The organism is Blautia sp. 1001283B150304_161114_C9 (genome assembly GCF_015668165.1).
GTDB lineage: Bacteria > Bacillota > Clostridia > Lachnospirales > Lachnospiraceae > Blautia_A > Blautia_A wexlerae.
On sequence record NZ_JADPGO010000004.1, the window covers coordinates 42,204 to 58,893 of the forward strand.

Genomic DNA, 16,690 nt, shown 5'->3' on the forward strand with positions numbered 1-16,690 from the left:
ATAAAAAATTCAATTTATATGCGATCAGCGGGAAAGGTTTGACGCCTCTCTCGCTTTTCGCATCTCAACAGGAGGAAATTACAAATGCAAATTATAACATTAATCACTGCACTTCCGGGTGCAGTAGCCCAGGGTCTGATCTGGGGAATTATGGCAATCGGTGTTTATATCACTTTCCGTATTCTTGATATTGCAGACCTTACAGTTGATGGCACTATGTGCACCGGTGGTGCAGTGTGTATTATGATGATGCTTTCCGGTCATAATGTCTGGATTTCTATGTTGGCCGCTACTCTCGCCGGAATGCTGGCAGGCCTTGCGACCGGAATTTTTCACACCTTTATGGGAATTCCCGCAATCCTTGCCGGAATCCTGACACAGTTATCTCTGTATTCCGTAAACCTGAAGATCATGGGAAAAGCAAATCAGGCAATCAACGTTGATAAATATAATCTTCTGGTTTCCCTGCGACATATAAAAAATGCATCTCTTTCCAAAAACACAATTTTTATTGTAGCAGTTATGTGTATTCTCCTGATTGCCATTCTCTACTGGTTCTTTGGAACAGAGCTTGGCTGTTCCCTTCGCGCAACCGGATGTAACCCAAATATGTCACGCGCCCAGGGTATCAACACAAACAGGAATAAAGTTCTCGGACTTATGATTTCCAACGGTCTGGTAGGACTTTCCAGTGCACTCCTTGCACAGTATCAGGGATTTGCAGATGTCAACATGGGACGTGGTTCCATCGTTATCGGTCTGGCAGCAGTTATTATTGGTGAGGCAATCTTTGGACGTATTTTTCGCAACTTTGCCCTTCGCCTGTTAGCAGTTATCTTCGGTTCCATTCTGTATTATCTGGTACTTCAGATTGTTATCTGGATGGGTATCGACACTGACCTGCTGAAGATGCTGTCCGCAATCGTAGTTGCTCTCTTCCTTGCATTCCCATACTGGAAAGGCAAATACTTTAATAAACCAGCCAAAAGGGGAGGTAAATAAAAATGCTTGAACTTAAAAATATCTATAAAACCTTTAATCCCGGAACCATTAATGAGAAACGTGCATTAAATGGTCTGAACCTGAAGCTGAACGAAGGCGATTTTGTAACTGTTATCGGAGGAAACGGCGCCGGCAAATCTACTATGCTAAATGCTGTTGCAGGAACCTGGCCGGTTGATGAAGGACAGATCCTTATCGACAATATTGATGTTACAAAACTTTCTGAACATAAACGTGCTACATACCTTGGACGTGTGTTTCAGGATCCAATGACAGGAACCGCTGCAACAATGGGTATCGAGGAAAACCTTGCACTTGCAAAACGCCGCGGAAAATCCCGTCTTCTCCGCTCCGGAATCACTAAAGCAGAGCGCGAAGAATACAAAGAGCTCCTGAAAATTCTTGGTCTTGGTCTGGAAGACAGACTGACTTCTAAAGTAGGACTTCTCTCGGGTGGTCAGAGACAGGCTCTTACTCTTCTGATGGCAACGCTTCAGAAACCAAAGCTTCTGCTTCTGGATGAACATACCGCAGCTCTTGATCCAAAAACAGCTGCCAAAGTTCTGGAAATTACAGATATGATCGTAAACCGCGATCACCTTACGACATTGATGATCACCCACAATATGAAGGACGCTATTGCACATGGCAATCGTCTGATCATGATGATGGAAGGAAAAATCATTCTGGATATCCAGGGAGAAGAAAAGAAAAAACTGACAGTTAAAAACCTTCTGGATCAGTTTGAAAAAGCAAGCGGAGAAGAGTTCAGCAATGACTCTGCACTGCTCGGATAACCGTATAAATTACTCATAACGTTTCTAAATATCCTTTATATGAGAGTACTTTTTTATGGAGTACTCTCATATTTTTATTTCTCATCTTTTTCCAGCGGAGTTACACAGATAAATTTATGTGTTTCCCTATTGTACTGGTAGATTCTCGACGTCAGATAGTCCTCTTTCGGTGTAGCCTCCCTGATCGTATCCCGCAAAACACACTGCAAATCTTCAGGTTCTACAAATTTATCATTATGGATCATTACCTCATGTACACTGGTAAACACCATATAGAAATCGGAATCCAGCATATATGCCAATTGTTCTGCCACTCCCGGCAGGAACACTGCAACTGCACCATTTGTTTTCTTCGTTGTACTGAGACAATTTCCCATTGCATCTTTCTTCAATTCACACTTATCACCCAGATTCATAAAACTTTCACCTTCATATTCCGGATTAAAAATCATCTGTTCCCATCTGTAAATTCTGGGCGGACTCATGAAATACGTATTGAGAATCGCCTCCTTAAACACTTCATCACATTCTTTCCCCCACTGTTCCAGCATTCCCTGCCGGATTTTTGTACTTGTCACACATCCTTCATATTCCGTAACTTTCATATAAAGCACAAGTGCAATATCACCAAGAGTTTTATACACCGCATCCTGAAGATCCGCGGAATATTTATCTGCATTCAGCAATCTTATAAACAGGCGGGGTTTTGTCTTCTCATAATCCCTGATCACTCTTGTTTTCTCATAAATATCCGCCTTTTTTATCCGATTCAGATCATCTGTGATTTCTTTTATAATTTCCTCAAACGGACTGCCATTCTGATAAGATTTAAAAAGTTCCTGTGTATAAAGTCCACAGACCTCCCAGGCATCATCATGCTCTGCAAACTTCACCAGCAGTCTGTCTCCTACAGGCGCAAACCTCCCGCCTTCTTTCTCAAAAGAAATATTTTCCCTCGGAATCCCTGTAGCCTCGTAAATACCAATCTCCAGTTTCTCTACGAATGTTTCATAGTCTTTCTGCATATTCAGTTCCTTTCTTGCTTTGAAAATAATACGGGCAGGATGCCCTGATTTGAATGTTGACTTTCCGTTTTCGGAAAAAAGAAAATAAGGGAGCGAAAGCCCCCTTAAGAGTCGCTGTAGACATAGTATAGAATAGTCCCAGCCATTTGTAAAGTAAATTTCATCGACAATACTTATTACAGTTTCTTTTTATCTTTCAAATATTCCAGAAAAGCCTCACAGCCCTCCACCACATCTGAATATGTGACATCAAATCCACCTGTATACCACGGATCTGCGATATCCCTCGGATCATCACTGTAATCCAGAAGAAGTTTAACCTTGTCCTCTGGATCCGATTTCAATATTCTTAACATATTCTTCAGATTCCAGTAATCCATACCGAGAATATAATCATATTTATCATAATCTGCCTTCGTTAGTTGAACTGCGCGCTTACCCTTACAATCAATCCCATGCTTAGCAAGCTCCTCTCGCGCCGGAGGATATACCGGATTCCCGATTCCATTCCATATCTCCTCAGTGCTGGTTGCAGCAGATGCGATATAAAACCGGTCTGAAAGACCTTGTTTAGAAACCATGTCTTTAAAAATGAATTCTGCCATTGGTGAGCGGCAGATGTTGCCGTGGCAAACGAATAAAATCTTTATCAAGCCTCTAAAACTCCTTTAAATCCTTATTTTACGCCACTTTCCGGTATTTTCATGATAGAGGAGTTTCCTCTGTTTTCCCGCATATCGTGGCATAAGTTGGTATATTTTGTCATCCAAATTTAGTAAAAATCTTAGTAAAATGACACATTTTTTTGATTTTACTAAAGACTTTTCAACCTAGAATTTTGCTTCCCTGCGACCTCTTTTACGCTATGCCATACTTGTAATTCTTTCTATTTCGTCTTTGGCATCGTCAAATCCCAAATGCGTATATGTATTCATCGTCACACTTATATCTGCATGTCCCATAAGATACTGTAATACTTTCGGGTTCATTCCTGACTTTGCCATATTGCTGCAATAAGTATGTCTGCATACATGAGGTGTCACTTTCGGCAATTCTTCTTTATAGATGTTATTGTATTTACTTATAATGTGTTGGAAATATTTTTCCCAGTGTAATGCTACCATCGGCATATCATTTTTATCCAGATACAAAAAACCATGATACAGCTTTCCGTCCTTATCTCGGATCACAGGCTCACACTTTGGCTTACGCCTATTTGCAATAATCTTTTGAAAGCACTCTTTCACTTCCTGTGACATCGGAAGATACCGTTCTCCATCCGGCGTTTTTGTATCTTCAATGATATATTCCATATTTCTTTTTCTCTGGAGCTGGTGATCTACTTTTATTGTGTTTTTCTCAAAATCAATATCCGATTTTTGCAGACCAACAAATTCTGAAATTCGAAGTCCGGTTTTAAAAAGAATGAAGATTCCTTCATAATATCTGCGGAAATGGTCATCCTTCTGAACAAATTCGAGCATTGCCCGCTCCTGTTTTCTGGTGATTGCCTCTCTGGTAACACTGTCATTTACAACTACTGTACATAATTGAAATTCAAACGGATTCTTGCGTAACAAATCATCATCCACTGCCATTTGAAATGCCGGCCTTACAACTCCCCGGACAGAATGAATGGTACTGTATCCTCTGCCATCTTTCTGCAGCTTTATCAGCCACGCTTTTGCATCAGACAGTTTGACCTTATCAATTCGAATCATTCCAAATTTCTCTTTTTTAATAATGTTGATAACAAAGTTGTAATTCGCCTGGGTATTATGTCTAACACCTGTTTTCTGTGAAATATATTTCTGTACTAACTCCAGGACTGTCAGATTTCCTCCATAGGGGATGATACCATTATCAATGTCTCTACGCACTTCTTTTTCTTTTTCACGTAAAGACTTGCACTTTCTTCTCCCGGCAGGCAACGGATCTGTTTCTTCCAGTTTCCAACTATATAAAAACTTCTGTTTTCCAAAACAGTCCGTATATACAAACGCATATCTTCCGTCTGCTCTCTGGCTTTCTCCGTTTCGTAAAATACGACCTTTCTTATCTCGTCTTTTACTCAAAACATTCATCGCTCCCTTCATCCGAAGAAGCCCTAGCACGATACCGATATTATACCATAGCCAGGGCTGATTTTCCATATGTTAATATGCCATATTATGTTAACTCTCTGTATCTTGGGGTACACTACAATGAAGTAATCTGATTCAAAAAATCTTCAAATTTTCTCCGGTTAATTAAAGATTTATTTCCTATTTGTACTGTAAAACAAAAATCTGTATCTACATTTTCTGTAATTAAGTTCCGGATCTTCTTTTCACCAATTCCAAAATACTGCGTTGCCTCGTCAACAGTCAGCATATATTTTTGCCATATTGGAACATTCTGATTTTTTTCACTTTTCTCATTCATAGTTGTTATCATTCCCTTTCGCTATATGTTAAACTTACCTGATATGTCTACCAATAAAAAAACACTTTCTATTAAAAATGCCTTTTTATTGGCAGACATTTAAAATAATCCTGCAAGTGGCCATCAGGCGTGGCCCCATTGGAATTGCACCATCTTCTTCAGACCGGACTATTGCCGGAAGTATCATTATCAAAAACAGCATCGTGGCCGCAAAGTTCCTATCCTCTGCTCATAACAGCATAATTCTCGCTCGTACCTTTGCTTCAATACCCGAATCAGTATTTCTTCGCTTTCATTCCCAGACTTCCCGACAAGTTGTCGGGAAGTTCAGGAACAGGCAGTCCTGGCGTATCTGCTATCTGGCTCAACTGTTCCATACGTCCTTGCAGGATTGACCATATTCAATTTTCAAGGTGCGATGCACTTATCTATCCGGCTCCTGAAAGGGATAAAAGAGCTGCCTTATAAGCGCTGTCGTACTGTTCTCAAACTTTAATTACTACTTTCTTCACTTTGATCCATTCCATAGGGAACCGGTTTAAACTTCAAAATCTTTGTAATCAGTTTTGTTTCCAAACGCCGACGTAAAGTTTCATCTACACAATAATGAAGCTGTCCAAATTCATCATACAGCTTTCTGGTAGATAATCTTTTTATGTAGCTTTCATAATGCTTCAGAACCACATTGATGGCCTCCACATCACCCATGGTTGCTGCCTCAATAATATGGAAAGGCAGCAATTTTTTCTCAAACTCATTTTTCATCTGTACTTTCCTCCATAACTTTTTTCAGCAGCTCCAACGAACGTTTTCGATGTTCATTGATTGTACTTCTCACAAGATTCATTTCTCTTGCTATTTCCGCATCACTCATCCCCATAAAATATGCAAGCAGAATCACATCCCGCTTCTTTTCTGTAAGTGTCTGCAATGCTTCCGCAATCAACGTACTTTTCACTTCAATGTCATAACCAAGCACTTGAAAGCAATGACTTTCTTCATTGTATTCATCCATAGTAAAAAGCTGATCCAACTCCTTTTTTGACATTTCAGAAAACAATATCTCATACCTCTGGCGATATACCAGATGCCTGATATAATCCGTTACCTCTGACTTCAATGCCATTTTACAGATCCGGTCAAATTGATTTCTGACCGTAAGTTCGTCACTGGAAGTAGATTTCTCCATAAGATTCACCTCCTTCCCGTACCAACTGTCCAAGAGCGAAACCTTTTTCCCTTTCGTTCTTGTCCCGTAGGCTTATTCCCGATGTACGGGTGGAAGTGAAAATTTTTTAAAAAATTCTCAAATATATAAAAAACGCCTGCATGAGCAACTACCCACCAGACGTTATTTATATCCCATATGCTATTTTTCCCCCACAATTCAGGGGCGTATAATGCACTTTTGAAACCATAGTTTTCTTTTTGAAAAGATATAATTCCTATGCGTTTTCCTTCCTACACGGAAGAAAAGTTCTCCTGATCACCTTCTTAAAATATCCTGACAAATAATTTCTCCCAAATGTACGTTCATTAAGCAGCCATTTCTTTTGAATGCCATTTTGCAAGTCTGCCCTCCAAGTTCAAAAGTGCAATATACCCCTCTAATTTAGGGAACTTATAATGCATTTTCTTTCCGGATTGTGAACTATACACTATAAGTGGAGGTTATTATATGGCAAAGACAAAACGAATTGATAAAGCAATAGGGTTACGCCTAAAGAAAGCACGAATGGAGCAAAAACTGACGTATGATGAACTGGCAGAAAAATCCGGTGTTTCCACAAGATACATAAAAGAGATTGAAAATCGCGGCAATATTCCAAGCCTTGAAATATTTTCAAAGCTGATCCGTACCTTGAATATTTCTGCCGATCCTTTTTTCTTTCCGAATATGCTTGTAGAAAATCTGGATTATAAAAGACTCCAGCTCTATTTAACACAATGTACGGAAGACCAAATTACTACCATTTTAGCGATTGTCGAAGCTTATCTAAGGACGTATCAAAAACCCATCCAAGAAAGTAGCAAAAATATCTGAATTTTCATTTGAGTTTTTCTTTACTTTTCTGAACTGGAAAAGGTGGCATGTTATCACACACACCACCTTTTCCATCACTTCAATTTTTTAATAAGCTCATCCACATTTTTCCCTTTTGGTACAAGACCGAGACTGCTTAACAGTAATACTCCATCCATAATCCCCTGATAATATGCTCGCTGCTCCTCTTTGAAATGAACATGCTCAACAGCGCTCATATAGCTTTCCAAAATCTCCTTTTTCTTCCCCTGCAGATTTTCAAGCAGTGCTTCAAACTTTTTACGTTCTGTTTTCAGCTCTGCTTCTGCCTCTTTTAAATCCTCCGGAAGAATCACATACTCTCTTTCCATACCCTCACTACGAATTTCTTCCAATACCCCGGATAAAGTTTCATAAAATACGTTCATTTGTGTTACCGCCTTTCTTTTTCAGTATTTTCTTTTACAGTCCGTATTATCAATTTATCCATAATTTTCAACAAGAATATTTTCTATAACTTCATCTTTAGAAGTATATGAATCATTTTATTCCGTAATATAAAACTATGCAACTTCATCTTTAGAAAGTTTTGAGGAATAGAATGATCATCTACTGGGATAAGGAAACAAATTCAAAAAACCGGATTGGAAAACGGGTGAAAGAATTAAGAATACAGAAAAAGCTCTCACAAAAAGGACTGGCCGAACAGCTTCAGCTTGCCGGACATGATTTTAACGATCTGACCATTTTGCGGATTGAACAAGGCACACGGTTTGTACCTGACTATGAGGTAGTGGCTATTGCAGAGTTTTTTCGTGTGTCATGTGAATATTTATTAGGCGTAAGTGACCAGAAATAGGCAGTATTTTCCAAGGCTCTCAACATGTTGAGAGTTTTTTTCTTTATGGGAACAGATTGCCCGGATCGGGCAGGGATGTGCAAATTTTGATCGTGAGAATCTTCATTTTATGATAAGCTATGAGTAGAAACACTGGAACCGCATACACTAATTAAAACAGTATGATTGGAGTGATATTATGGAATTTACAGCAATGGATCGACTGAATCAAAAACAAGAAAATGACACTCATCTTCTGCGGATGCTAGATAGAGGCATTGATGACATGGAAGCCAAAAGAGAATTGCCACTTGAGGATGCCTTTAGAAAAATCACAGAATTGCGGGATATAAGAAGAAATGCACGAGTATAAAGTTATTTTGACCTGGGAAGCCATCTATGACGTGACCGATCTTACAGATTATATTGAAGCTGACTTTGGACGGGAACGAGCTGACCGTTTCCAAAATGATATAAAAAATGAAATGACAAAGTTGGGATATATGGGCAGTATGTTCCCCAAAACATAGTTCTGGTATCGAAGTTATGTTATTTATAAAAAACCGTTCCCGCCTTCCATCATTTTCTATATTGTGAAAGAATCTGAGAAAGAAATTCATGTGCTGCGGGTACTCCGGGAAGAACACAACTGGGGAAGAACTCTGACAGCCAACTCAACCTATACATATCCTGATTAAAAAACAAGCAGCGTTCTAAATTATAGTTCGCTGCTTGCATTTTTATTGAACCGATAACCAACGCCCCATACAGTCTGAATGTAAAAAGGATGGGTCGGATCATCTTCGAGTTTTGTCCGGATATGATGAATGTGCGTCATCACAATGTTGTAATCGCCAGAGTACGGTTCGTTCCAGACAATATCATAAATCTGTTCTTTGCTGAATACCTGACCTGGATGCGCTGCCAGAAGATGGAGAATTTCAAATTCTTTATATGTTAACTCTGTTTCCTGATTACATTTTTTTACAATCCTTTGACCAATATCTATCAAAAGATTTATATACCGGATTTCGTTTTTGTTCCTGCATTTATGTTGAAATTGAATCATCTCATTTTCCTGCAAGACTTTTAGAACTGTATCGAAAATTTCTTCTTCATCTTCTTCAAAAGAAACAATTAGCATTTTTCCACCCAAACCACCTGCCCCCTTATCAAAACTTTATTTTTCGTTTATACTCGCTTTCTATCAACCTTCTTTATAATCCTTTGTAAATGTATTATTCTCATCTGATAAATAAAATCAATATAACAACAAAAGAAAATCATAATTCCACGATGCGGTAATGTATTCCATAATATCTTATCAAAACTAAATAAATATAGCATGAGTAAATCACGCAAAAAAGTTTGCGTGATTTACTCATGCTATATTAAAAAGTGTTCGTTATACTGTTTAAGTACCACGAAAGGAGCGAACAATTATGAGTACATTATTGCAAGTAAATGACATAACCAAAATCTATCAAACCCAACCAAAACCTGGACTGGATCACGTTTCCTTTGATGTGATGCAGGGAGAATTTCTCGGTATCATGGGTGCCTCTGGCTCTGGAAAAACAACTCTTTTGAATGTGCTTTCCACCATTGATGTGCCAACAAGCGGTAATATTAACATGGGAAAAGTTAAAATTCAGGAGCTAAATCAAAGACAGGCAGCCGATTTTCGTAAGGACAATCTGGGCTTCATTTTTCAGGAGTATTTCCTGTTGGACAGTTTGACCGTACAAGAAAATATTGCAGTACCTCTGACCTTGCTGCACAAAAGTGCCAAAGAGATTGACAAAAAAGTAATGGAGCTTGCAGAGCTATTCGGAATTGCTTCACAACTGAAAAAATACCCCAGTGAGTTATCCGGTGGTCAGCGCCAGCGTGTTGCCGCTGCTCGTGCAATGGTAAAGCGTCCACCACTGATTTTTGCAGACGAACCAACGGGGGCATTGGACAGCAGTTCGGCAACAGAATTGCTTTTTGCTCTCTCGGAAGTCAATCAGACTTTGGGCACAACCATTTTGATGGTAACCCATGACCCGTATGCAGCAAGTTATACTGACCGCATCCTGTACTTTAAGGACGGACATATTATTTCTGAATTGAAGCGGTGCAACAGGGCTCGCCAGGACTTCTATGAGGAAATCATGCTGGAAGCTGCCAGACAGGATAAACAGCGGTAAGGGGGCGATTCCATGAAATTATCTGCCATTGCCTTAAAAAATCTGAAACGGAACTTTTCCTTCTATTCCCTGTACCTGTTTTCCGTTTCCTTTGTCCTGATGATTTACTTCTGCTTTACCTCTTTTTCCATGAACCAAGTGATTATGGAAAAAATATCTTCGGATGGTCGGGTAGAAACCATGTGCCAAACAGTAGCGGTATTCATTATGGCTTTTGTTATTTTCTATATGTTCTACTCCAACAATTTTTTCATGCGCAGACGGATGAGAGAATTAGGAATTTATTCTCTGCTGGGGTATCGAAAATCTGCAATGTTGGGGCTATTGACCTTTGAGAATATCTTTATTTGTTTTGGCGGTATGGTTCTCGGTATTCTGGCAGGCAGTGTCCTCCACAAAGGAGTTATCGCCGGAATCGTCGCACTTTTAGGAATTACCATAGATCAGGCTGCAATCCCTTTGATTTATCCAGCAGCGGTAAAGTCAATCCTATCTTTTGTTGTTGTGGTTTTGATTACATTGACATTATCCAATGCAAGATTGCTTCAAAAGTCCACCCTGCTTGATTTAGTACGGCTGGAAAAGAAAACGGAAAAACCCATTCGAGTTCATTTTATCACTGCATTTATAGGCTTATCCTGTCTGCTCTGCGGATATGGGCTTGCCCTTGATATGATGCGGGGAAGGAAATCTGTTTGGTACACCATCGGATTTTCCCCTATTGCGTTGCTGACAATGCTTCTGGTGGTTGCCGGAACTATATTCTTTATTTACTCTTTTTTGCCATACGCCTGCCAGAAAATCCGGCAGAAGAAAAGTTCTCTGTATCGGGCAAATACCATTATCGTGGTTCCTAAATTTATGCACCGCATCCGTTCCAATGCCAAGTCTTTAATTCTACTGATTTTATTATCAGCAGGAACATTGGCAATTTTGGGAGCAACGGTATTATCCGTGTGGTATCCGCTGGAAGCCTTGGAGCGGATTATTCCATCTGCTATGGAGTTCCGAATTACAGATGATGAGGAAAAGCAACGCTCCTTAGATGCACTGGATCAGGCAATCGGCAATGAAGCATACCAAAGCCATGAAACCACATTGCTGAAAGTAACTGCAACATCAGAAAATCTTCCGGTAGAATATGACATCAGTGCAGAAAAAGGACGCATTCCGGGATTTGAATGTATGAGTCAGTCGGACTACTTTTCAGTTATGCAATTACAGGGAAAAGAGCTGCCCTTCCAGGAGCTTGCCGACGATGAGTGTATTCTGATAAAATACCGCCCGGATACGGAGCAAGCCGATATTGGAGCCAAATACACATTGACAGTAGCAGGAAACGATGTTTCAACGGTTACTGTCCGGGAAACCAGCCTGCAAAATGCTCTGAGCTTTGGAAACAGCGTTGGAACTTTAGTTGTTTCCGATACGGCGTATCATGCTCTGAACCAGAGGAGCCCAGAGAAAATCCGGGTAGTCAGCATTGATGGCGAAAATATGCGTTCTAATGAACAAGCATATCTGGCACTAAAAGAAGCTATACCGGAAAATCCATATCTTGTGTCTGCATGGCAGCGGCAGGATGAATTGATTCGGGAAAACAGCTCTACCTTTTTACTGATTTGTTTTGCAACGGTTATCTTCTTGATTGCAACAGGAAGCATATTATATTTTCAAAATATATCCTCTGTTTCCTATGACAAATCCGACTATAAAATTATGCAGCGGATGGGGTACAATGAAAGCATGATAAAGAAATCCGTAAGGCGGCAAGTCCAGACATACTATATCATTCCGTATGTGATAGGATTGCTGCATAGCATTTTTGCCATTACCTGCTACAAATCAGCTTTAATGGATGACTTGCTTGGAAAAAGCAGTGCTGTATTGGTTCCGGTTCTGTTTTCAATTGCAGTATTTTCTGCTATCTATGCAATTTATTATCAGTTGACCAAACATTCTTGTTATAAGATTGCCTTGAATTAAGGATAGCGGCTGGTATCCAAATGGGTGCCAGCCGTTTAGCTGTTCACAAAGATTTAAGATCACCAAACTTGAACTTATAGAGAAACAACAGTACAATGAAAAAGAACGGAGGTGGACACATGAAAAACGCATACCTTTCCCGGCTGGTATTCTTCGCTTTCAATCAGTTTGCGATCATCTGCTATCTTGGATTTATGGCGGCACAGAATGATTTTATACAGCAAAATTCCTTTGTTCATTTCCTGCTGCTTTCATTCCTGATTTTTGATGCGGAATATATTTCATATAAAAACGTAAAAGGTAACAAAACCTTAAATCACTTTTCCTTGCTATTATTATTGCTGGGCTGGCAATTCCTGCTGTATCTTTTTGATTTCCGTCCCATATCAGATATAGTATCAACGGTGTTGCTCCCTATTTGCTTCTATCAGTCGATTTATTTTGTACAGGCATTCTTATTTCAAGAATCTGCTTACCGAGGGCAAAAACCGCTTCTTGCCTTTTTGAAAACTTCCTGTATCATAGCTGTATTCTGCTTCTTTGTTTCGGATCGTGCTTTTTTTGCAGCCTATCAGCTGCAAGTCCTTCTTTCAACCGTGACCCTTATCATCGTGGGCATCATGCAGAGAAAGCGGATCATGTTTGTAGCAAAAAGCCAATGGAAGCGAATACTTTTTTCAAGTGTGCTGGTATTCCTCCCGTTTATCTGCTATATCATTGCGTTTCTCAAAAACGCTGCATATTTGGAAAACCTGGGGAGCTATATTCCTGTGATGCTTACCTTTGTCAGTATCCATAGTATTGTATTTCAATATCGTCCTAAACAGGCACAATTCTGGGCGCTATCTGGAGGCAACCTTGTATTTCTCGCTTCTGTTGGGCTGGCGGGATTGATTGGTATCGCATACCTTTTCAAAATCCCTCTTATGGCAGTTTTTATGAGTATCCATATGGCAATGTTACTGATGCTTATTTACAATGTGCTTCTATATGTGCGCATTTGCAGCCATCCAACAGATTATAATAACGCCGCAGATCGTCAGCACTTCTATGCCTACTCATTGGAACAAATTAAGAGAGAAGAAAAACTCAAAAAAGACTTTTCAAACTATCTGCATGACGATATTTTACAAGACCTGCTTTCTATCAAAAATATGATACGCAAAGCAGAACAGCTGGAAGTGAAACAGTTGCTGCTTGATACTTTAACGGAATTAAATTCCTCCATCCGATTTCAGATGCAGAGCTATCATCCAACTCTGATAAAAAGTTTAACTTTGAAAGAAAACATTCAAAGCCTGCTTGATTCGTTGAGTGAAAATAATTCCGTTACAATTCGGTTGGATTGTGATGCTGACTTTTTTCTCGTAGAACCGTACAATATGTTGATCTACCGCATGATAAAAGAACTCACAACAAATGCACTGAAACACTCTTCCGCAACAACCATTTCTGTTTTGTTGATACAGGAAAACGGGCGTATTACCCTAAAGGTAACGGATAATGGCAAGGGCTTCCAACCATTTATCCATCAGACCGGAACACACCAAGGACTTGCTTCTATCGGAGAACAGGTCAACTTATTAAACGGCACTATGAATATCAAGCCAGCCGCTGGTGGAGGAACAACGATTGCCATTTCCATGCCCATGAACGGAGGTGATTCCTATGAAAGTTTTATTAGTCGATGACCATGCCCTTTTTGCAAAGAGCCTTTCCATTGCCTTATGTGACTTCCCGGAAATTGAACAGTTTTCCAGTACAAAAGACATTCAACATCTGGAAGAACTGATTGCCGGAGAACTGCCGGATATTCTGTTGATTGACATTAACTTAGGCGGGCTGACAGACGAGGACGGGCTAATGCTCACAAAGCATTTATTGGAACATTTCCCAGAACAAAAAATTGTCATATTATCTGGCTATAATCTTCCTGTCTACCGCAAAGAGGCAAAGCGGATTGGCGCAAAGGGGTTTATTAGTAAGGATGTAGAACCCGACGAGCTTCTTCATATTTTGCTTATGGTTAACGATGGGGCAACACACTTCCCACGAGAGGAGGTTTTTATCGAGGATCTGACCGAGGGAGAAAAGAAAGTCCTCGAATTGGTTGCCACAGGTGCCAAACGTAAAGATATTGCTGAACAGCTTTTTATCAGCGAAAGAACCGTATCAAACCACTTACAACATATTTTTGAAAAGTTACAGGTGGGGTCTACGATAGAAGCAGTAACAAAAGCAATACAGTTAGGGTATATTGCGCCCATATAAATGAAAATATATGTTTTTGCAAACCATCACTCTCTCATTTCCTCTATCCTTTATGTGTTCCACCCAGATTGCCTAAGCAATCGGAACACGCACACCCTGCTTCGCAGGCTGCACATCAAAAGAAGCAAGCACTGCCGTTGTCATGACAAACGGCTCATTTTCCACTACTGCCCTTCCGGACAATGTGGAAAAATGACACAGGGAAGTATCCCTGACCCTCTTGATTTTTCATCTTACTCTTGACCCTCTTTTTTCATTTTGCTACAATAAGCAGTGGACAGGTATGTCCAAACAACCAAATAAAAATGATACGAACTGTTGTAAACCGAACAAGTTACAGCAGTTTTTTTGTACCCATTTTTAGAGAATCGCAAACAATCATAAGAAATGAGGAATGGAAAATGACAGAACGTACACGAAAACACCCCGTACAATTTTACCTGAGTGATGATGAACAATACATCCTGGATGAAAAGTTCCGGCTCTCCAAAATGAAAAGCAAATCTGCTTTTCTCCGGAAGTTGGTGCTATATGGATTTGTCTATGATGTGGATTACTCCCACATCCGTGAAATGAACGCCTTGCTGGGAAATATCAGTGGTAATCTCAATCAGATTGCCAAGCGGGTAAACACAACAAATACCATTTACAAAAAAGATATGGAAGATATAAAGGAGCTGATGGATCAGATATGGCAGTCACAAAAATCCATGGTATTAAAACAACCGTTGATAAAGCAATAGAATACATCTGTAATCCGGATAAAACTGATGAAAAGATTTATATTTCATCTTTTGCCTGCGCCCCGGAAACCGCTGCACTTGATTTCAAATATACTTTAGACCACACCACAGAACAAAATTTTTCTGACGGTCAGGATAAAGAAAACAAGGCATTTCATCTGATACAGGCATTCCTGCCGGGAGAAGTTTCTTACAAAGAAGCTCATGCCATTGGAAAAGAATTAGCAGATAACTTATTACAGGGAAAGTATTCTTATGTACTGACCACACATATAGATAAAGGTCATGTACATAATCATTTAATCTTCTGTGCTGTAGATAATATCGAACACAAGCATTATCACGATTGCAAACAAAGCTATTGGGAAATCCGAAAGCTCAGTGACCAATTATGCCAGGAACATGGTCTGTCTGTTATTGAGCCGGATGGAAAACGTGGCATGAAATATAATGAATGGACTGCAAATAAAAATGATGCCGGGTGGAAATCACAGATACGAAAAGATATTAACCAAGCTATCAAAGCCGTTTCCTCTTATGAGGAATTTCTTGCTTTAATGAAAGCCAAAGGCTATGAAATGAAGGGCACAGAAATTTCTGAAAACGGAGGAAAATATATTACTTTCCGCCCTGTTGGAAAAGACCGTCCTGTCCGTGGAAGTGCTAAGTCACTGGGCAAAAACTTTACGAAACAACGGATCAAAGAACGGATAGAAAATAAACGTCAGCACACTCCGATGCCCTACACACGGAAACGTATTATTGATACCGCTTCTGATCCCAAATTTGCTGAAAATATTGGTTTGAAAAAGTGGGCCGCAAAGGAAAATTTGCAGATTGCTTCTGAAACATACAATCAAATGCTTGCTCGAAACATCCACAATTTTGCTGAATTGGATAACAAGATTTTATCTCTGCAGGAACAAAAAAAATCCGCCAATACCACCATCGTTTCACTGGAACACCAAATGCAGGAACTTGCCGAAATCATTAAATATGCGGAACAATATCGTGAAAATAAATCCTATAATGACCGCTATAAGAAATCCAAAGATCCTGATAGATTTTTGAGAAAATATGAATCGCATATTATCCTTTTCTCCGGTGCGGAACGTATGCTACAGCGGAAAGGCATCGACCCTGCGCATGTGAATTTGAACCACTTAAAAACACGATATAATGAAATGTTGTCGAAGAAAAAAGAACTTGTCAGTCATTATAAAACCACAAATACAGAAATAAAGGAACTGGAATTAATCCGTCAGAACATGGAAAAATATCTGGATATTACACCACCGAAAACAAACAAAACACTTGATTCTACAACACCGGAAATCATGACCACCCGTCCAACGGGTGGTTTGCTCTAGGGCTATAAGCCCTTGTTAC

Annotated in this window: 20 protein-coding genes; 12 read left to right on the forward strand and 8 right to left on the reverse strand. The window is 39.7% G+C overall.

The window, feature by feature from the left end:
• Positions 1 to 84: 84 nt before the first annotated feature.
• On the forward strand, positions 85 to 1,002 hold the full coding sequence (locus I4V44_RS03080) for an ABC transporter permease (RefSeq protein WP_008703742.1): 918 nt from the start codon (positions 85 to 87) through the stop codon (positions 1,000 to 1,002).
• 2 nt (positions 1,003 to 1,004) lie between these two features.
• A complete protein-coding gene (locus tag I4V44_RS03085; RefSeq protein ID WP_008703743.1) occupies positions 1,005 to 1,799 on the forward strand; it encodes an ABC transporter ATP-binding protein in 795 nt (264 codons plus the stop codon).
• A 74-nt stretch (positions 1,800 to 1,873) separates the two neighbouring features.
• Here the strand turns inward: I4V44_RS03085 and I4V44_RS03090 are convergent, their stop codons facing one another.
• The 6 genes from I4V44_RS03090 to I4V44_RS03115 form a co-directional block, all read right to left on the reverse strand.
• Positions 1,874 to 2,824 carry a DUF5688 family protein gene (locus tag I4V44_RS03090; protein ID WP_022380368.1) on the reverse strand — a complete coding sequence of 317 codons (951 nt, stop codon included), beginning with the start codon at positions 2,822 to 2,824 and terminating at the stop codon, positions 1,874 to 1,876.
• 176 nt (positions 2,825 to 3,000) lie between these two features.
• Positions 3,001 to 3,477, reverse strand: a complete 477-nt coding sequence (locus I4V44_RS03095; RefSeq protein WP_196002310.1) for a low molecular weight protein-tyrosine-phosphatase — start codon at positions 3,475 to 3,477, stop codon at positions 3,001 to 3,003.
• 210 nt (positions 3,478 to 3,687) lie between these two features.
• Positions 3,688 to 4,908, reverse strand: coding sequence for a site-specific integrase (locus tag I4V44_RS03100; protein WP_196002361.1), 1,221 nt, complete (start codon positions 4,906 to 4,908; stop codon positions 3,688 to 3,690).
• A gap of 115 nt (positions 4,909 to 5,023) precedes the next feature.
• A complete protein-coding gene (locus tag I4V44_RS03105) occupies positions 5,024 to 5,248 on the reverse strand; it encodes an excisionase (protein ID WP_196002311.1) in 225 nt (74 codons plus the stop codon).
• Between the two features lie 492 nt (positions 5,249 to 5,740).
• Positions 5,741 to 6,013, reverse strand: coding sequence for a helix-turn-helix domain-containing protein (locus tag I4V44_RS03110; protein WP_196002312.1), 273 nt, complete (start codon positions 6,011 to 6,013; stop codon positions 5,741 to 5,743).
• A complete protein-coding gene (locus tag I4V44_RS03115; protein ID WP_196002313.1) occupies positions 6,003 to 6,437 on the reverse strand; it encodes a sigma factor-like helix-turn-helix DNA-binding protein in 435 nt (144 codons plus the stop codon). Before I4V44_RS03115 ends, I4V44_RS03110 begins: the two co-directional genes overlap by 11 nt.
• 489 nt (positions 6,438 to 6,926) lie before the next feature.
• Here I4V44_RS03115 and I4V44_RS03120 point away from each other — a divergent pair, with 489 nt between their 5' ends.
• Positions 6,927 to 7,292: a helix-turn-helix domain-containing protein gene (locus I4V44_RS03120; protein WP_196002314.1), complete on the forward strand. Its 366-nt coding sequence runs from the start codon at positions 6,927 to 6,929 to the stop codon at positions 7,290 to 7,292.
• Between the two features lie 74 nt (positions 7,293 to 7,366).
• Here I4V44_RS03120 and I4V44_RS03125 read toward each other — a convergent pair whose 3' ends face one another.
• Complete coding sequence (locus I4V44_RS03125) at positions 7,367 to 7,699, reverse strand: hypothetical protein (RefSeq protein ID WP_144095145.1); 333 nt, start codon at positions 7,697 to 7,699, stop codon at positions 7,367 to 7,369.
• A gap of 173 nt (positions 7,700 to 7,872) precedes the next feature.
• Between I4V44_RS03125 and I4V44_RS03130 the strand changes: the two genes are divergently transcribed.
• From I4V44_RS03130 to I4V44_RS17495, 3 genes are all read left to right on the forward strand, one after another.
• Positions 7,873 to 8,130 carry a helix-turn-helix domain-containing protein gene (locus I4V44_RS03130; RefSeq protein WP_144095147.1) on the forward strand — a complete coding sequence of 86 codons (258 nt, stop codon included), beginning with the start codon at positions 7,873 to 7,875 and terminating at the stop codon, positions 8,128 to 8,130.
• Between the two features lie 178 nt (positions 8,131 to 8,308).
• Entirely contained in the window at positions 8,309 to 8,482 is a 174-nt protein-coding gene (locus I4V44_RS03135) for a hypothetical protein (RefSeq protein WP_186290103.1), read from the forward strand.
• Entirely contained in the window at positions 8,469 to 8,639 is a 171-nt protein-coding gene (locus I4V44_RS17495; protein ID WP_243121812.1) for a type II toxin-antitoxin system RelE/ParE family toxin, read from the forward strand. Before I4V44_RS03135 ends, I4V44_RS17495 begins: the two co-directional genes overlap by 14 nt.
• Before the next feature lie 188 nt (positions 8,640 to 8,827).
• On the opposite strand, the gene I4V44_RS03145 is transcribed toward I4V44_RS17495, so the two are convergent.
• Positions 8,828 to 9,265 carry a winged helix-turn-helix domain-containing protein gene (locus I4V44_RS03145; protein ID WP_330575402.1) on the reverse strand — a complete coding sequence of 146 codons (438 nt, stop codon included), beginning with the start codon at positions 9,263 to 9,265 and terminating at the stop codon, positions 8,828 to 8,830.
• A 286-nt stretch (positions 9,266 to 9,551) separates the two neighbouring features.
• On the opposite strand from I4V44_RS03145, the gene I4V44_RS03150 reads away from it, so the two are divergent.
• The 6 genes from I4V44_RS03150 to I4V44_RS03175 all read left to right on the forward strand — a co-directional run bounded on the left by I4V44_RS03150 (position 9,552) and on the right by I4V44_RS03175 (position 16,671).
• The gene (locus I4V44_RS03150) at positions 9,552 to 10,301 is read left to right on the forward strand and encodes an ABC transporter ATP-binding protein (protein WP_144095149.1); all 750 of its coding nucleotides are present in this window, start codon (positions 9,552 to 9,554) and stop codon (positions 10,299 to 10,301) included.
• 12 nt (positions 10,302 to 10,313) lie between these two features.
• Positions 10,314 to 12,287 (forward strand): ABC transporter permease, encoded by a 1,974-nt coding sequence (locus tag I4V44_RS03155; protein WP_196002315.1) that lies wholly within the window; start codon positions 10,314 to 10,316, stop codon positions 12,285 to 12,287.
• A gap of 119 nt (positions 12,288 to 12,406) precedes the next feature.
• Positions 12,407 to 13,978: an ATP-binding protein gene (locus I4V44_RS03160; RefSeq protein WP_196002316.1), complete on the forward strand. Its 1,572-nt coding sequence runs from the start codon at positions 12,407 to 12,409 to the stop codon at positions 13,976 to 13,978.
• Entirely contained in the window at positions 13,956 to 14,558 is a 603-nt protein-coding gene (locus tag I4V44_RS03165; RefSeq protein WP_207744220.1) for a response regulator transcription factor, read from the forward strand. The genes I4V44_RS03160 and I4V44_RS03165 overlap by 23 nt, the downstream gene beginning before the upstream one ends.
• A gap of 401 nt (positions 14,559 to 14,959) precedes the next feature.
• The gene (locus I4V44_RS03170; RefSeq protein ID WP_196002318.1) at positions 14,960 to 15,301 is read left to right on the forward strand and encodes a plasmid mobilization protein; all 342 of its coding nucleotides are present in this window, start codon (positions 14,960 to 14,962) and stop codon (positions 15,299 to 15,301) included.
• A complete protein-coding gene (locus tag I4V44_RS03175) occupies positions 15,250 to 16,671 on the forward strand; it encodes a relaxase/mobilization nuclease domain-containing protein (protein WP_196002319.1) in 1,422 nt (473 codons plus the stop codon). The genes I4V44_RS03170 and I4V44_RS03175 overlap by 52 nt, the downstream gene beginning before the upstream one ends.
• Positions 16,672 to 16,690 lie beyond the last annotated feature (19 nt).

Excerpts from the sequence above, each read along its gene's own strand:
- I4V44_RS03080 (WP_008703742.1), top strand. The coding sequence starts at position 85 with ATGCAAATTATAACATTAATCACTGCACTTCCGGGTGCAGTAGCCCAG.
- I4V44_RS03085 (WP_008703743.1), top strand. The coding sequence starts at position 1,005 with ATGCTTGAACTTAAAAATATCTATAAAACCTTTAATCCCGGAACCATT.
- I4V44_RS03090 (WP_022380368.1), bottom strand. The coding sequence starts at position 2,824 with ATGCAGAAAGACTATGAAACATTCGTAGAGAAACTGGAGATTGGTATT.
- I4V44_RS03100 (WP_196002361.1), bottom strand. The coding sequence starts at position 4,908 with ATGAATGTTTTGAGTAAAAGACGAGATAAGAAAGGTCGTATTTTACGA.
- I4V44_RS03105 (WP_196002311.1), bottom strand. The coding sequence starts at position 5,248 with ATGAATGAGAAAAGTGAAAAAAATCAGAATGTTCCAATATGGCAAAAA.
- I4V44_RS03110 (WP_196002312.1), bottom strand. The coding sequence starts at position 6,013 with ATGAAAAATGAGTTTGAGAAAAAATTGCTGCCTTTCCATATTATTGAG.
- I4V44_RS03115 (WP_196002313.1), bottom strand. The coding sequence starts at position 6,437 with ATGGAGAAATCTACTTCCAGTGACGAACTTACGGTCAGAAATCAATTT.
- I4V44_RS03120 (WP_196002314.1), top strand. The coding sequence starts at position 6,927 with ATGGCAAAGACAAAACGAATTGATAAAGCAATAGGGTTACGCCTAAAG.
- I4V44_RS03125 (WP_144095145.1), bottom strand. The coding sequence starts at position 7,699 with ATGAACGTATTTTATGAAACTTTATCCGGGGTATTGGAAGAAATTCGT.
- I4V44_RS03130 (WP_144095147.1), top strand. The coding sequence starts at position 7,873 with ATGATCATCTACTGGGATAAGGAAACAAATTCAAAAAACCGGATTGGA.
- I4V44_RS03135 (WP_186290103.1), top strand. The coding sequence starts at position 8,309 with ATGGAATTTACAGCAATGGATCGACTGAATCAAAAACAAGAAAATGAC.
- I4V44_RS17495 (WP_243121812.1), top strand. The coding sequence starts at position 8,469 with ATGCACGAGTATAAAGTTATTTTGACCTGGGAAGCCATCTATGACGTG.
- I4V44_RS03150 (WP_144095149.1), top strand. The coding sequence starts at position 9,552 with ATGAGTACATTATTGCAAGTAAATGACATAACCAAAATCTATCAAACC.
- I4V44_RS03155 (WP_196002315.1), top strand. The coding sequence starts at position 10,314 with ATGAAATTATCTGCCATTGCCTTAAAAAATCTGAAACGGAACTTTTCC.
- I4V44_RS03160 (WP_196002316.1), top strand. The coding sequence starts at position 12,407 with ATGAAAAACGCATACCTTTCCCGGCTGGTATTCTTCGCTTTCAATCAG.
- I4V44_RS03165 (WP_207744220.1), top strand. The coding sequence starts at position 13,956 with ATGAAAGTTTTATTAGTCGATGACCATGCCCTTTTTGCAAAGAGCCTT.
- I4V44_RS03170 (WP_196002318.1), top strand. The coding sequence starts at position 14,960 with ATGACAGAACGTACACGAAAACACCCCGTACAATTTTACCTGAGTGAT.
- I4V44_RS03175 (WP_196002319.1), top strand. The coding sequence starts at position 15,250 with ATGGCAGTCACAAAAATCCATGGTATTAAAACAACCGTTGATAAAGCA.